We start from the raw sequence: 13703 nt of genomic DNA on the forward strand, positions 1-13703 counted from the left end.
TGAGATGAATCAAGCGCCCCCCGCGTTGACGGTTTGGTCACAATTCTGCTGTCATATCTTGGCCTAATTTAGGCCGTTGTACTTGCCCATGGCTCAAGATACTACCGAAGCCATGCCGGCCATCGCGAATCACCAAGCAGGTCGGCAGTGGATGGATACTGCCGATGGTGGATAAATTTGCCGGTCGATAATATCGTGCGGGTCTGAATACATGCGGCGCAGGCAGGCCTGCTCCAGGATTTCCGCGAATTTCACCAGCTCCGGCTGCCGGAGCGCCTGCCTGGAACACAAGCTCATGAGCGACAAGCCTGAAGAAACGTTGCCACCGCTGGACCGGCACGCGGACCTTGAGCGAGACGTGCTGCCCGATGCGGAGCCCAGCCACAGGCAACTTTTCGAAGCCTCCAGGGACGCCTGCATCGTGCTTGACGCCGGGCAGGGCCGCCTCATCCGGGCCAATCCGGCCGCGCTGCAACTGCTGGGTCTGGCATCGCTGGGCGGACGCACGCTGTTCGATGTTTCTCCCGGGTTCCAGCCGGGCGGGCAGCCTTCCCGCGAGCTGGGCATGAATTTGTTCGAGAGAATCCTGGCCCAGGGTGTCGGAGTGTCCGGATGGAGATTCGCGCAGCCGAATGGCCGTCATTTCGATGCCGAGATATGGTGGAGTTGTTTCGTGCCGGGAACCCAAATGCTTCTGCAGGCCACGGTACGCGAGCTCACGCCGCGCCAGGCAGGTGCGGCCCTATCCCTGAAATTCGCCAAGGCATTTGAGCCGAATTCCCTGGCTGCGGCGCCGGTCGATCCGCTGGCAATTCAGGCAGAGGCGGCCGGCGCGCGGCCTAGGGCTGCGCGGCATGAGTTCCATCCCGCGCTGGAGGCGGCTGCGGCGCTGCGCGCCCGGCATGCCGGCACCCGTGCGCTGGTGGTCGAGGACAACCGCGTCAACCGCGAGCTGGCGGTGGCGATGCTGGCCAGCGCGGGGCTGGCCGTGGACACGGCCGCCGATGGCTTGGAGGCGCTGGACAAGGCCCGCGCCGGCTGCTACGGGCTGGTGCTGATGGACGTGGCGATGCCGCGCATGGACGGCCTGGACGCGACCCGGGCGATCCGCGCGCTGCCGGGCTGGGGCGGCGTCCCGGTGCTGGCGCTGACGGCCAACGCCTTCAATGAAGAGCGCATGGCCTGCCTGGCCGCGGGCATGAACGCCGTGCTGTCCAAGCCGGCCGACCTCGGGCTGCTGTACCGGACGCTGCTGCAGTGGCTGGAAGGCCCTGCGCCGGCCGCGGCGGGGTGCTGAGTCGCGGCCGGCGTGGGGCTCCGAAGTGACGGCCCGTCTCAGTTGAAGGTGTGCTCCCTCAGCTTCAGCCGGTTGCCGCTGCGTTCGAAAACGTGGGTGGCGAAGCCGCCCACTTTCTTCACCGTACCGTCGGTGCCCTTGGCCTCGGCGCTCCAGCGCGCGGAAGCCCAGACGAGCTGGCCGCTGCTGCCGCTGTCCAGCAACTCCAGGCGGTGGTTGGAGACGCCACTGCCGATGACGCCGGCAAAGAACTTCTCGATTTCCGCCGGCCCGGTGGCGGCCTCGTGCGTGGGTGGCAGCAAGCGAGCGTTGGCGACGTAGGCCGTGGACAAGGCCTTGGCGTCATGCTGGTTGAAGGCGGCGTCCCATGCCGCATAGGCAGCCCTCACATCGGCCTGCGGGCCGCCCTTGGTGTCCGCAGCCAGTGCCGCGACCGGCACGAGAAGGGCCAGCGACAGTCCCACCAGGGTTGAACGAACCGGATGCATGGAAGCCTCCATGTCGTTGACAGGGACCAGAATTTTTCGCCGCCCGGTGAGCCGAGGCAACCGTGGGACCCTTGCGCCTTCATGCCGCGTGCGGGTTTTCAGGGCGGGCAGTGCAGCACCCCGCCCGGCGCGGTGCAGAAGCCGCGCGGGCCGATCAGGTTCGGGCCGGCGCGCGGCAGCCGCGTGCCGTCGCTGGCCCAGCAGCCCAGCGCGTCGCAGGTGGTGATGGACACCGGCGGCGCGGCGCGAGGCAGCGGCACGGGAATGCCCGCGGGCGGGAGCGGCAGCGGGGCGGTCTGCGGCGTGACCGCCAGCGGCGGCACGCTCAGCGGCGGCGTTGCCAGCCGCCCGGGGTGGGCGGGCTGGTCGGCGCGGCCCTGCAGGCAGGCGCGGGCAGCCAGGTCGCGCGCGGCATTCAGGCGGGCCAGGGCGGCATGGTGCGCGGCCTCGTCGGCTTCCGGTTCCCTGGCGGGTGTGGTTGCAGCCGCCGCTGCCTCCTGCGCCTGCAAGGCCGCCAGGGCGCCGCGGCAGGGATCCGAGCGCAGGGCGTCCTCGTCCTGGGCCGGGGCGGCCTGGACGGCAAGCAGCAGGCACAAGCCCGGTAATGCACGGCGCATGCGGCTTGGAGACGGCGCATGCGCTCCGAGTTCGCCCGGGATTTCTCAGGGGCCGCCGGGCTCTGGGTGCAGGCGGCCCCGGCGTGCGTCGCGGCCGCGCGCGCGAACCCGGGGCCGCGCCGGCTCAGCGATTGCCTGTCCGCGCTGGTCCACAAGCCTCTGCGCCGCGGGCCCGGGCCGGCCGCCCGGTGTTCCGGCGGGCGAGGGCCTATCCCGACAGCCGATCAGACACCCATGCCCCGACGCCGCTTTCCCCTCGCTTCTTCTTTCCTCGCCCTTGCGGCCTGGGCCGCCTCGTCCGGGCTGGCTGCCGCCGCGGCGCCGGCTCAGCCGCCAGCCTCCGCGCCGGTGGCGGCGGGCGAACCCGCCGCCGTTGAGGCGCTGCTCGCCCGCTACAACGCCCCGGCTGCCGACCCGCCGTCCCTGAAGCCCGGCGACCGCGGCCCGGCCGTGGTGCGGGCCCAGGTGATGCTCGACCGGGCCTGGTTTCCGGTCGGCGAGATCGACGGCTTCTACGGCACCAACATGCGCCGCGCCGTGGCGGCGTTTCAGCTCGCGCGCGGCCTGAAGCCGGTGGACGGCCTGCTCGGCCCGCTGACCTGGCAGGCGCTGCGGACGGACGCGGCGCCCGTGCTGGGCCTCGTCACCCTGGCGCCGCAGGACGTGGCCGGCCCCTTCGAGCGCATCCCGCGGGACATGATGGAGCGCACCAAGCTGGAGCGGCTGGGCTACGAGTCGCCGCAGGAAGCTCTCTCCGAGAAGTACCACATGAGCCCGAAGCTGCTGCGCCAGCTCAACCCGCACGCGCGCTTCGCCGCCGGCGAGCGCCTCGTGGTCACGGACGTGGGCACCGGCGCGGCCCCGGCGCCGCAGGTGACCTCGCTGCGGCTGGACAAGTCCGACCACGTGCTCTACGCGCTGCGCGAGGACGGTTCTGTTGCGGCGGCCTTCCCGGTCAGCCTGGGCGGCAACCTCGACCCGCTGGAATCAGGCCGCTTCACGATCGCCAACGAAGTCACCAACCCCACCTTCTATTACGACCCGGCGCGCATCCGCGAATCGAAGCCGCACCACGTCAAGGCCGAGATCCCGCCCGGGCCCAACAACCCGGTGGGCGTGGTGTGGATGGGGCTGTCCAAGCCGCACTGGGGCATCCACGGCACGGCGGAGCCGGCGCTGCTGGGCCGCCGCGTCACCAACGGCTGCGTGAACCTGACCAACTGGGACGCGCAGCGGCTGTCGGCGCTCGTGAAGACGGGCTTCCCCGTCGACGTGCAGGAGTAGCGCCATGCCGCCGCGCCGGGGTTTCCAGGTGGCGCGCGCGCTGCGCTCGGCCGCGCTGGGCCTGGTGCTGGGCGGTGGGCTGGGCTTGGCGGTGGTGCTGCTGCCCGCCGGACCGCGCCCGGCGCCGCGCCTGGCCGTCGCCGCGGCCGCGCAGGGCACCGAGGCCGCGCAGGAGGCCGAGGCGCAGGCGATGCAGGCGGATCTCGCCGTGCTCGCCGAGCGCCGGCTGCTGATGCCGGTGCAGGGCGTGGCGCCCGCCGAGCTGCGCGACACCTTCGGCGACGGCCGCGACGCCGGCGCGCGCCCGCACGAGGCGCTGGACGTCATGGCGCCGCGCGGCACGCCGGTGCTCGCGGTGGACGAGGGCCGGCTGGTGAAGCTGTTCACCAGCGTGCCCGGCGGGCTGACGATCTACCAGTTCGACCCGAGCGGACGCTACGCCTACTACTACGCGCACCTGGACCGCTACGCGGACGGCCTGCGCGAGGGCATGACGCTCCAGCGCGGCCAGCTCGTCGGCTACGTCGGCAGCACCGGCAACGCCAATCCCGATGCGCCGCACCTGCACTTCGCCATCTTCAGGCTCGGCCCCGAGCGGCAGTGGTGGAAGGGGACGGCGGTGAATCCGTATCCGCTGCTGGCGAAGGCGCAGCGGCCCTGAGCGGCTCCAGCGGCATCGGTCCCGCGCTGCCGGCCAGCACCGCCGGCACCAGCGCCTCCACCTCCTGCCGCAGCCACGCGTGCATCGGCTCCGCCTGGTGCTTCAAGTGCCAGACCAGGTACATCGGCATGGCCGGGCAGTCCAGCGGCGGCGGCGCCAGCGCCAGCCCGCGCAGCTGGTGCACGCGCAGCAGCGAGGGCAGCGTCGCCAGCAGCGCGCTGCCCTGCACGAAGGCCGACACCGCCGCGAAACTGGACACGCTGGCCACGATGCGCCGTGGCGCGCAGGCCTGCTCGGCGAACCAGCGGTCGAAGTCCAGCGCCCGGCGCGGCTCGTACACCACCGTCACGTGCTCGGCCGCCAGATACTCCTCCAGGCCGGCCGGCGCCGTGCGCACACGCGGGTCGTAGAACACGGCGTAGCGGTCCTCGAACAGCCGCTTCTGCACCACGTCCGCCGCATCCGGCGGGCGCGGTGTGATCACCAGCTGGCACTGTCCCTCGCGCAGCATCTCCGCCGTGGGCACGCCGGAGTTGATGACTCGCAGCTTCAGCTTCGGCGCCTGTGCCCGCAGCCGGTGCAGCAGCGCGGGCAGCAGCAGGTCGCGCTGCAGGTCGTTGGCGGCGATGGTCACCGTCAGGTCCAGCCGCGCCGGGTCGAAGCCGCCGACGGTGGTGAAGCCTTGCAAGTCCTCCAGCAGCAGCCGGGCCCGGCCCGCCAGCGCCTCCGCGCGCGCGGTGGGCACGATGCCGCGGCCGCTGCGCACGAACAGCGGGTCGCCCACGATGCCGCGCAGCTTGTCCAGCAGGTGGCTCACGGCCGACTGCGTCACGCCCAGCCGCGCGGCGGCGCGCGTGACGGAGCCCTCCTCGTAGACGGCCAGCAGCAGCGCCAGCAGGTGACCGTCCAGGTCCAAATGATCGAAACGGCTCATGAGTTCAATGAGTCAGCCAGCCTTTTTCCGAATGATGGCTGAGACCACACTGCCGTCCAGGGCAAGCGCGAGGACAGCGCTTGATCTGCAGCAAGTCCGTCGGCTTTTCGGAGACAAGGCCCATGAGAGAACCGAAGAAACCCATTCCCGGCACCGTCATCTTCGACGGCGAGCAGGCGATGAAGGGCTACGCCCTCAACACGATGTGCTACTCGTTCAACGACGAGGCCAACCGCCAGGCCTTCGTCGCCGACGAGGACGCCTACTGCGCGAGATACGGTCTGACGCCTGTGCAGCGCGAGGCCATCCGCAGCCGCAACGTGCTGCAGCTCATTGCCGCGGGCGGCAACGCCTACTACCTGGCCAAGTTCGCCGGCATCCTGGGCCTGGACATGCAGGACATCGGCGCGCAGCAGACCGGCATGACCCGCGCGCAGTTCCAGCAGAAGCTGCTGGACGCCGCCCGCTGAACCGCCACCGATTCCGGAGACCTCACATGGCAAAGATCATCGGTGGCATCACCACCTCGCACGTCCCGGCCATCGGCCGCGCCATCGCCAAGGGCCTGCAGCAGGACCCGTACTGGAAGCCCTTCTTCGACGGCTTCAGGCCCATCCACCAGTGGCTGGCCGAGGCCCGGCCCGACGTCGTGGTGCTGATCTACAACGACCACGGCCTGAACTTCTTCCTGGACAAGATGCCGACCTTCTCGGTCGGCGCCGCGTCCGAGTACCGCAACGCTGACGAGGGCTGGGGCATCCCGACGCTGCCCGCCTTCCAGGGTGACGCGGCGCTGTCGTGGCAGCTGATCGAGTCGCTGGTGGAGCAGGAGTTCGACCTCACCACCTGCCAGGAGATGAAGGTGGACCACGCTTTCACGCTGCCCATGGCGCTGCTGTGGCCCGACCAGAAGTGGCCGGTGCGCGTGATCCCGGTGTGCATCAACACCGTGCAGGACCCGCTGCCCAGCGCCAAGCGCTGCTGGAAGCTGGGCGAGGCCATCGGTCGTGCCGTGGCGCAGTGGGACATTGACGACCGCGTGCTGGTCCTGGGCACCGGCGGCTTGTCGCACCAGCTCGACGGCGAGCGCGCGGGCTTCATCAACAAGGAATGCGACCTGCGCTTCATGGACAGCATGGTCGACGACCCGCAGTGGGCCACGCAGTTCACGACGCGCGAGCTGGTCGAGCACACCGGCACGCAAGGCGTGGAGCTGCTGATGTGGCTGGCCACGCGCGCCGCGCTGGGCGAGAAGGTGCAGGCGCTGCACCGCAACTACCACATCCCCATCTCCAACACCGCCTCGGGCCTGATGCTGCTGGAGCCGGTGGCCTGACAGTGCCACCGGGCGGACGGCGCGGGGTGAAGCCCCGTGGCGCCGTCTGCCCTGAAAAACAAATCGCGCCCGCAGAGCCTGGCTCCGCGGGCGCGATGCATCTGTACGGACGATTGGGCGGCTCAGGCCGCGGCGGGCTTGCGGGAGCGCCCGCGGCGCAGGGCCATGTAGCCCAGCCCCAGGCCCAGCACCGCCAGCGACGGCGGCTCTGGCACGGGTATCGGCTCGCCGCCAGCGCCGCCAGCAGCGCCGCCCAGCTCCCCGGCGTCCAGCAGGGCCTCGTCGTAGTTGTAGGTGATGGCCGCGGCGCAGGCACCCGTGGTGCTCTGCTTGAACCAGCCGTTGCCGCCCATCTCCACGAAGGTGCTGGTTTCCGTGATGCAGTTCAGGCCGAACTCGCCGCCGCCAGCCACCGAGAAGGCCGACAGCAGGCTGCTGGCGTCGATCAGACCCATGCTGCCCTCGGTGATCGGACCGAAGCTCACCGACGAGTACGGGCCGACGCGCAGGTTGCCCGAGTCGATGCCCCAGGACACCCAGGGCTCCTCGGCCTGGGCTTCCACGAGGAGGTCATTCAGCGGCTGCAACGAGCTGTTGAAGTACATGGTGTAGCTCGTCTTGACCCGCGTGTTGCGCATCGTGCCCTTGCCGGCGTTGCCGATGCTCATTTCCGAGGTGAACTCTCCATAGACCTCCAGCAGCACGCTCGTGAGCGTGCCCAGGGTGCTGTCAAACAGCCCCAGCCGGCCGTCGAAGTTGAAGTCCGTGTCGGCCTGATCGGAGGTGAAGTCGTAGCTGATCGTCGCAGCCTGTGTGCCCGCGCTCAGCGCCGCTCCCAACATCAATAACCCCAACTTCTTCATGCCAGCCTAACTTCAACTGCTACGTTCCTCCTGAGTTGTCAACCCGGGAATGTGGTAAGACTGTAGCAAGTGTCAGGACATGGTTACAGCGACATTACCTGCTATTACAAAGATCGCGGGGCTTGTTTCAAGTCAAGCCAGGTTGATTCCCGGGGGGTACGGGTAAGCGCCGCAGCAGTGCCATCAGTCCGGTGGTCTCTGGCGTGGGCAGCGATATTTGTAACGTTCTTCCAAAGCTGGCCGCGGCGGCCTCGGCCGCCAGGGCGCCGGAGCGCGCGGCGCTTTCCATCGAGCTCGGCAGCGCGGTGCGGGTCCAGTCCCCTGCCAGCCACAGCCCGGCAAAGGGCGTGGCGGCCGGAAGCCGGGCGCGCTCGGTGCCCGGCGCGGGGCAGGGCACGGCCATGGGGATGCGGTGCACCCGCGCATGCAGCACGCGGGCCTGCGCCGCCAGGGGGGCGAAGTCCGCCACCTCCTGCAGCGTGCGCTGCACGATTTCCTCGTCGCTCCAGTCCCAGGCCAGGCGCACGTGGATGGAATTGCACGCCAGCAGCGTGCCGTGCGTCTGGCGGCGGAAGTTGGAGAGCACGTAGAAGTCGGTGTGCAGGTCGCGCGTGGCCCAGGCGCGGGCCCAGAAGCGCTCGCGCGTGATCGGCCGGTCCAGCCACAGGTACACGCTGACGTAGGGTGCGGGGTCGAAGCGGTGCGCCGCATGCGACAGCGCGGGCCAGGGCACGTTCAGCAGATCCTGGCGGTAGGCTTGCGGCGGCAACGCCAGCACGGCCGCTGGCGCGCGCAGCAGGCTGCCGTCTTCCAGCTCGAGGGCGCGGAAACGCCCCGACTCCACGTGCACGCGCGCCACCGGCGTTCGCAGCAGCACGCGCCCGCCCGCGGCTTCGATGCGCGCGCGGCAGCCCGGCACGTACAGCGAGGCCAGCGGCACGCGCGGGAAGCCGAAGCAGTAGCCGCTGCGTCCCTGGATCACCCGGTACACCCGCATCAGCGCTGCGGCCGAGCACTGCTGCAGCGGCACGTTGAGCAGCGCCATGGCGGCGGAGGTCCAGAACCACTCGATGCTGCGTTCGCTGGCGCCGAGCTGGCGCAGGTGCCGCATGGCGTCGATGCCGTCCAGTGCCAGCGTGGCGTCCTCGTCCAGCCGCGCCGCGTGCCAGACCACGGGCAGGTTGGAGAGCATGTCGCGCAGGCTGATGCAGCGCAGCGCCCGGGGCAGCGCCGGCAGCCCGTGCAGCGGCGGCGGCAGCCTGGAGGTGGGGATGGCGATGCGCCGCCCGGCGTCGAGCAGCGTGATCAGCGGCTGGCGCTGCCAGTACACGTCACCCTCGGTGCCCAGGCGGCGCAGCAGCGCGCGGAAGTTGCGGTGCTCGCTGGTCAGCACGTGCGGGCCGATGTCCACCACGTCGCCGGTCACGAGGTCGGGCCAGCTCGCCGCGCGCCCGCCGGGCAGGGCGTCGCGCTCCAGCACCCAGACCTTCAGCCCGGCCTCGGCCAGCGCCGCGCCGCAGGACAGGCCCGCCACGCCGGCGCCGGCGATCAGCACGTCGGCGTCGTGGGCGGTGTCCAAGTGCAGGCTTCCAGCGGGAATTTCTTGTTCGGCCGGGACGTGCCGGTGGCGGTGGCCGGTACCGGCCTGCGCGGGAACGATGGAAGTCTTGGCATTGGGCAGGAGGAATAGGGAGCGCCGGCCTCCCGGTGAAGGCCGCCGCGCTGCGTTGCGGTGGCAACCGGTGTTCCCAGGCCCGGCACGGCGGCTGCTCACGCCGCCACCATGGCTTTCCTCGACAGCGTGGCCCGCCATCCCAGCGCGGCGCTGGGCGGGCAGCCCGTGCCGTTGCGCCTGGCGTCGCTGGCCGCCATGGCGGCCGTGTTCAGCGCCGATGCCGACGTCGCCCGCGCGCTGCTGCCCGCGGCCTCGGCGGCGCTGCTGCAGCCGCTCGTCTGGCGCCCCGGGCGGTGCCTGCTGGGCGTGGTGGCGGTGCGCTATGCCGAAGGCGACCTGGGCGCCTACGACGAGCTGGCGCTGGTGCTGCCGGTGGGCCGCGGCCCGCTGCCCCGGCTGCGGGCGCTGCGCGCGCTGCTTTGCGCGCGCTTCGAGGCCTTCATCTGGCAGATGCCCGTGACCACCGAGCGCGCGCGAGAGGGCGGGGTGCGGCTGGCGGGTTTTCCGAAATGGGTGGCCGAGCTGCGCTGCGGCGAGCACGCCGGCTGGCTGCGCTGCGCGCTGCACGAGGGCGATGCCGAGCCGGCGCTGGCCCTGTCCTGCCGCGCCGCCGCGGGCCACGGGCCGCCGCGCGAGCTGTCGCTCATGGCGCACACGCTGCTGGACGGGGTGCCGGTGGTCAGCGAGCTGCGCCTGCGCCAGGAGCGCTGGCACGAGTTGCCGGGCCCCGGCGGCGCGCTGCTGAGCGTGGGGCAGGGCGCGCTGGCCGACGCGCTACGGGCGCTGCGCCTGGGGCCGCGTCCGCTGTGGACCCAGGTGGTGCCGCGGGCGCAGGCACTGCTGTTTGCGCCGCGGCCCGTGCACGCGAGCTGAGATCTGACCACGCGCCCAACCTGTTCACCTCGCAAAAGGCAGCAGAGGAGGTTGCACGCACGCAGCACTGCGACGGCGCCTCGGATGATCGGAAATCCTGGGTCATGGCGGCCGAGCCTTCCGGCGTGCTCCATTCGGCGCAGGCGTTCACCCGCTATGCCGGCAGCGCGCCCTTCGCGGCGTTGACGGCCGGCGCCGCGCTGCCGCGTCGGCGCTAGCGCGGTCCGCCGTCGTCCATGGTCTGCTGCGCCGGGCGCGGCAGCTCCAGCAGCCTGAAGGGCGGCTGCTGCGGGTAGGCGTGGCGCAGCAGCGGCATCGCGACGTTGAACACCGGCGTGCCGTTGACGGTGCGCCCTTCGGGCGTGCCGCGGTGGGCATGGCCGTGGAACACGGCGCTCACGGGGTAGCGGATCAGCGGCTCCTCCAGCCGCGTCGTGCCCAGGAACGGGAAGATCTCCAGCGGCTCGCCCTGCACCGTGGCGGCGATGGGCGCGTAGTGCAGCAGCGCAATCTTCTCGGGCGTGCGCAGCTTGGCCAGCGCCGACTCCAGCTTCAGCGCCTCGTGCAGCGCCTCGTTGACGAAGGCCTTGATGGCCTGCTCGCCCCAGGGGCCCAGCGCGCCACGGCCGAAGCCGCCCGCGAAGCCCTTGGCGCCGGCGATGCCCACGCCCAGCACCTCCACGGCCTCGCCGTCGAGCATGCGCACGCCCGCGTCCTTGAGGATGTGAGCCACCACCTCGGGCTGGCCGCTCTCGAAGTCGTGGTTGCCCAGCACCGCCACCACCGGCTTGGCCATCGCCACCTGCGCCAGCTCGGCGGCCAGCACCTTGGCCTCCTCGGTGGTGCCGTAGTCGGTGAGGTCACCGCACAGCAGCAGCGCGTCCGCGGCCTCGGCGGCCTGGTGGAAGAACGAGCGGAAGCGCCCGGCCGAGTCCTTGGTGCAATGCAGGTCGCCCACGGCGGCAAAGCGCAGCACGCCCGCCGCGGCCGGCTGGGGATGCTGCTGCTCCTGGGGCTGCAAGGGCGAGGTGGTGGCTTGTAGCTGCTCGGTGGGCATGGTCATCCCGGTCCTCCTTCGACCAATCGATGAAATGAGTGACGCGGGGCCGCGCCTCGGACGGCGCCCCCGGTGCCGCCCTGGAGCAAGGCATGGGCCTTGCCCGGGAGCGGCATGACATCCACCGCCAAGACGCCGCTGCCGCCGGCCGCCAGTGCGAGCGCTCTCGACCCGCAGGCCGAACCCTTCTACCTGCAGGTGCTGCAGGCGCTGGACGATGCGGACGTGCCGTTCCTGGTGGGGGGTGCCTTCGCGCTGGCGGGGCTCACCGGCGTGGAGCGGCCGACCAAGGACCTGGACCTGTTCATCCGCCGCGAGGACTTCCTGCGGCTGGACCAGGTGCTTGCGGGCACCGGGCTGTGCAGCGAGCTGACATTCCCGCACTGGCTGGGCAAGGTCTACCAGGGACCCTTCTTCATCGACTTCATCTTCGCCTCGGCCAACGGGCTCAACGCGGTGGACGAGGGCTGGTTCGAGCGCGCGGGCAGCGACACGGTCCTGGGCCGCACGGTGCGCACCATGTCGGCCGAGGACATGATCTGGTCCAAGTCCTTCATCATGGAGCGCGAGCGCTACGACGGCGCCGACGTGGCGCACGTGCTGCGCGGCTGCGCCGCCACGCTGGACTGGCCGCACCTGATGGAGCGCGCCGGAGAGCACTGGCGCGTGCTGCTGAGCCACCTGGTGCTGTTCGGCTACATCTATCCCGACGAGCGCGACCGCGTCCCGGCGTGGGTGATGCACGGGCTGCTGCACAAGCTGCAGGACGAGATGCTGGCGCCGCCGCCGGCCAACGGTCGTTGCCAGGGCACCTTCCTGTCGCGCGAGCAGTACCTGCCCGATCTCGAACACGGCGCCGGGGATGCCCGGCTGCGCCCAGCCGGTACGATGAGCGAGGAGGAGATCGCGGCCTGGACGGCCGCCATCGACAAGCCTCCGGACAAGTAGATCCAGATCAAGACATCCCCCAAGGAAGGAGCAAGTTTCATGAGCAACCGCATTCCCGCCACCCTGATCGCCGGGGACGGCATCGGCCCCGAGATCGTCGAATCCGCCGTGGCCGTGCTGGACGCGCTGGGCTCGCCCTTCGAATGGGATCCGCAGGTGGCCGGCGCGGCCGGCATGAAGGCCGCGGGCGACCCGCTGCCCCAGGCCACGCTGGACAGCATCCGCCGCACGCGGCTGGCGCTCAAGGGGCCGCTGGAGACGCCTTCGGGCAGCGGCTGGCGCTCCTCCAACGTGCGGCTGCGCGAGGAGTTCCGGCTCTTCGCCAACGTGCGCCCGGCGCGCACCATCATCCCCGGCGGCCGTTTCGACAACATCGACCTGCTGCTCGTGCGCGAGAACCTGGAAGGCCTCTACATCGGCCATGAGCACTACGTGCAGATCGACGACGACCCGCACGCCGTGGCCATGGCCACGGGCATCAACACGCGCCAGGGCTGCCGCCACATCCTGGAGTACGCCTTCGAGCACGCCATCGCACTGGGCCGCAAGAAGGTCACCGTCGTGCACAAGGCCAACATCATGAAGGCGCTCACCGGCATCTTCCTGGAGACGGCGCAGCAGATGCACGCCGAGCGCTACGCCGGGCGCATCGAGATGGACAGCATCATCGTGGACGCCTGCGCCATGAAGCTGGTGCTCAATCCCTGGCAGTTCGACGTGCTGGTGACCACGAACCTCTTCGGCGACATCCTGTCGGACCTCACGGCCGGGCTGGTGGGCGGCCTGGGCATGGCGCCGGGCGCCAACATCGGTGCGGATGCAGCCATCTTCGAGGCCGTGCACGGCTCGGCCCCCGACATCGCCGGCAAGGGCCTGGCCAACCCCACGGCGCTGCTGCTGGCCGCGGCGCAGATGCTCGACCACGTCAGGCTCGGCGACAAGGCCACGCGGCTGCGCGAGGCGATCGACGACACGCTCAACCTGGACCAGGTGCGCACCGGCGACCTCGGCGGCAAGGCCAGCACGAAGGAGTACACCCAGGCGCTGGTGGCGCGCATCGCCAACGGCTGAGCCGCCGCTGCCGGCGCGGGGGGCGCTGCGGCGGTGGCCCCGCGCCGCACCGGGCATGGGCGCTGCGTTCAAATCGCCGCGTTGCCTGCAGTCCTGGTGAACCAACCATGCCTTCCCTCCCTCCCAAAGAGAGCAGCGGCGCCGCCGCCGCTTCCCTGTCCACCCTGGACCGCCTGCTGGCCGAGCAGGCCTGCCGCGATCTCGTGGTGCGCGCCGCGCACTGCACCGACAGCCACCGCCACGAGGCGTTCGCGGCGCTGTTCGCCACCGACGCGGTGCTCACCCGTCCCGGCGGCGAGCCGCTGCGCGGGCGCGAGGCCATCCTCGCCTCCTACCGCACGCGGCCGACCGACCGCATCACGCGCCACCTCGTCACCGGCAGCGTCATCGAGCTGGACTCGGCCACGCGGGCGCGCGGCCTGAGCTACGTCCTGCTGTGGGGCGGCGAGACCGGCGACGCCGAGGGCGCCTCCGGCCGCCCGGCACGGCGGCAGGTGATGGGCGAGTTCGACGACGTGTTCACGCTCACCGCCAAGGGCTGGCGCATCGCGCGGCGCGACGCGCGCTTCGTGCTGTACGCGCCCTGATGAGGCCGCGTT

The 13703-nt window shown here is 71.2% G+C and carries 15 protein-coding genes; 9 read left to right on the plus strand and 6 right to left on the minus strand.

Annotation, left to right across the window (positions count from 1 at the left end; all coding sequences use genetic code 11):
* The first annotated feature begins 295 nt into the window (after nucleotides 1-295).
* The gene (locus tag H537_RS50595) at nucleotides 296-1297 is read left to right on the plus strand and encodes an ATP-binding response regulator (RefSeq protein WP_169516944.1); all 1002 of its coding nucleotides are present in this window, start codon (nucleotides 296-298) and stop codon (nucleotides 1295-1297) included.
* A gap of 38 nt (nucleotides 1298-1335) precedes the next feature.
* On the opposite strand, the gene H537_RS0103045 is transcribed toward H537_RS50595, so the two are convergent.
* On the minus strand, nucleotides 1336-1785 hold the full coding sequence (locus H537_RS0103045) for a YybH family protein (protein ID WP_051241664.1): 450 nt from the start codon (nucleotides 1783-1785) through the stop codon (nucleotides 1336-1338).
* Nucleotides 1786-1883: 98 nt separating this feature from the next.
* Entirely contained in the window at nucleotides 1884-2381 is a 498-nt protein-coding gene (locus H537_RS0103050) for a hypothetical protein (RefSeq protein WP_028996716.1), read from the minus strand.
* Between the two features lie 255 nt (nucleotides 2382-2636).
* Here H537_RS0103050 and H537_RS0103055 point away from each other — a divergent pair, with 255 nt between their 5' ends.
* Both H537_RS0103055 and H537_RS0103060 read left to right on the plus strand, forming a co-directional pair.
* Nucleotides 2637-3686 carry a L,D-transpeptidase family protein gene (locus tag H537_RS0103055; RefSeq protein ID WP_028996717.1) on the plus strand — a complete coding sequence of 350 codons (1050 nt, stop codon included), beginning with the start codon at nucleotides 2637-2639 and terminating at the stop codon, nucleotides 3684-3686.
* A gap of 4 nt (nucleotides 3687-3690) precedes the next feature.
* Entirely contained in the window at nucleotides 3691-4347 is a 657-nt protein-coding gene (locus tag H537_RS0103060) for a M23 family metallopeptidase (protein WP_051241668.1), read from the plus strand.
* Here the strand turns inward: H537_RS0103060 and H537_RS40865 are convergent.
* Nucleotides 4265-5281: a LysR family transcriptional regulator gene (locus tag H537_RS40865; RefSeq protein WP_084150361.1), complete on the minus strand. Its 1017-nt coding sequence runs from the start codon at nucleotides 5279-5281 to the stop codon at nucleotides 4265-4267. The genes H537_RS0103060 and H537_RS40865 overlap by 83 nt on opposite strands.
* A 122-nt stretch (nucleotides 5282-5403) precedes the next feature.
* Between H537_RS40865 and H537_RS0103070 the strand changes: the two genes are divergently transcribed.
* Nucleotides 5404-5751 carry a protocatechuate 4,5-dioxygenase subunit alpha gene (locus tag H537_RS0103070; protein WP_028996719.1) on the plus strand — a complete coding sequence of 116 codons (348 nt, stop codon included), beginning with the start codon at nucleotides 5404-5406 and terminating at the stop codon, nucleotides 5749-5751.
* 26 nt (nucleotides 5752-5777) lie between these two features.
* A complete protein-coding gene (locus H537_RS0103075) occupies nucleotides 5778-6617 on the plus strand; it encodes a class III extradiol dioxygenase family protein (protein ID WP_028996720.1) in 840 nt (279 codons plus the stop codon).
* A gap of 122 nt (nucleotides 6618-6739) precedes the next feature.
* On the opposite strand, the gene H537_RS0103080 is transcribed toward H537_RS0103075, so the two are convergent.
* Nucleotides 6740-7480 carry a PEP-CTERM sorting domain-containing protein gene (locus H537_RS0103080; protein ID WP_084150363.1) on the minus strand — a complete coding sequence of 247 codons (741 nt, stop codon included), beginning with the start codon at nucleotides 7478-7480 and terminating at the stop codon, nucleotides 6740-6742.
* A gap of 127 nt (nucleotides 7481-7607) precedes the next feature.
* Entirely contained in the window at nucleotides 7608-9059 is a 1452-nt protein-coding gene (locus H537_RS0103085) for a hydroxysqualene dehydroxylase (protein ID WP_043458114.1), read from the minus strand.
* Between the two features lie 204 nt (nucleotides 9060-9263).
* On the opposite strand from H537_RS0103085, the gene H537_RS0103090 reads away from it, so the two are divergent.
* Nucleotides 9264-10028, plus strand: coding sequence for an acetoacetate decarboxylase family protein (locus H537_RS0103090; RefSeq protein WP_028996723.1), 765 nt, complete (start codon nucleotides 9264-9266; stop codon nucleotides 10026-10028).
* Between the two features lie 214 nt (nucleotides 10029-10242).
* Here the strand turns inward: H537_RS0103090 and H537_RS0103100 are convergent, their stop codons facing one another.
* The gene (locus H537_RS0103100) at nucleotides 10243-11091 is read right to left on the minus strand and encodes a metallophosphoesterase family protein (protein WP_238446591.1); all 849 of its coding nucleotides are present in this window, start codon (nucleotides 11089-11091) and stop codon (nucleotides 10243-10245) included.
* Between the two features lie 108 nt (nucleotides 11092-11199).
* Between H537_RS0103100 and H537_RS0103105 the strand changes: the two genes are divergently transcribed.
* The 3 genes from H537_RS0103105 (at nucleotide 11200) to H537_RS0103115 (ending at nucleotide 13691) form a co-directional block, all read left to right on the plus strand.
* Nucleotides 11200-12033: a nucleotidyltransferase family protein gene (locus tag H537_RS0103105; protein WP_051241670.1), complete on the plus strand. Its 834-nt coding sequence runs from the start codon at nucleotides 11200-11202 to the stop codon at nucleotides 12031-12033.
* Nucleotides 12034-12072: 39 nt separating this feature from the next.
* The gene (locus H537_RS0103110) at nucleotides 12073-13104 is read left to right on the plus strand and encodes an isocitrate/isopropylmalate family dehydrogenase (protein ID WP_028996726.1); all 1032 of its coding nucleotides are present in this window, start codon (nucleotides 12073-12075) and stop codon (nucleotides 13102-13104) included.
* 107 nt (nucleotides 13105-13211) lie between these two features.
* Nucleotides 13212-13691 carry a nuclear transport factor 2 family protein gene (locus H537_RS0103115; RefSeq protein ID WP_051241672.1) on the plus strand — a complete coding sequence of 160 codons (480 nt, stop codon included), beginning with the start codon at nucleotides 13212-13214 and terminating at the stop codon, nucleotides 13689-13691.
* The last annotated feature ends 12 nt before the right edge of the window (nucleotides 13692-13703 follow it).

It is taken from the genome of Azohydromonas australica DSM 1124 (assembly GCF_000430725.1).
In the GTDB taxonomy this organism is placed as follows: Bacteria; Pseudomonadota; Gammaproteobacteria; order Burkholderiales; family Burkholderiaceae_C; genus Azohydromonas; species Azohydromonas australica.

Coding starts and splice junctions, on each gene's coding strand:
- H537_RS50595 (WP_169516944.1), top strand. CDS start 296: ATGAGCGACAAGCCTGAAGAAACGTTGCCACCGCTGGACCGGCACGCG.
- H537_RS0103045 (WP_051241664.1), bottom strand. CDS start 1,785: ATGCATCCGGTTCGTTCAACCCTGGTGGGACTGTCGCTGGCCCTTCTC.
- H537_RS0103055 (WP_028996717.1), top strand. CDS start 2,637: ATGCCCCGACGCCGCTTTCCCCTCGCTTCTTCTTTCCTCGCCCTTGCG.
- H537_RS0103060 (WP_051241668.1), top strand. CDS start 3,691: ATGCCGCCGCGCCGGGGTTTCCAGGTGGCGCGCGCGCTGCGCTCGGCC.
- H537_RS40865 (WP_084150361.1), bottom strand. CDS start 5,281: ATGAGCCGTTTCGATCATTTGGACCTGGACGGTCACCTGCTGGCGCTG.
- H537_RS0103070 (WP_028996719.1), top strand. CDS start 5,404: ATGAGAGAACCGAAGAAACCCATTCCCGGCACCGTCATCTTCGACGGC.
- H537_RS0103075 (WP_028996720.1), top strand. CDS start 5,778: ATGGCAAAGATCATCGGTGGCATCACCACCTCGCACGTCCCGGCCATC.
- H537_RS0103080 (WP_084150363.1), bottom strand. CDS start 7,480: ATGAAGAAGTTGGGGTTATTGATGTTGGGAGCGGCGCTGAGCGCGGGC.
- H537_RS0103090 (WP_028996723.1), top strand. CDS start 9,264: ATGGCTTTCCTCGACAGCGTGGCCCGCCATCCCAGCGCGGCGCTGGGC.
- H537_RS0103100 (WP_238446591.1), bottom strand. CDS start 11,091: ATGACCATGCCCACCGAGCAGCTACAAGCCACCACCTCGCCCTTGCAG.
- H537_RS0103105 (WP_051241670.1), top strand. CDS start 11,200: ATGACATCCACCGCCAAGACGCCGCTGCCGCCGGCCGCCAGTGCGAGC.
- H537_RS0103110 (WP_028996726.1), top strand. CDS start 12,073: ATGAGCAACCGCATTCCCGCCACCCTGATCGCCGGGGACGGCATCGGC.
- H537_RS0103115 (WP_051241672.1), top strand. CDS start 13,212: ATGCCTTCCCTCCCTCCCAAAGAGAGCAGCGGCGCCGCCGCCGCTTCC.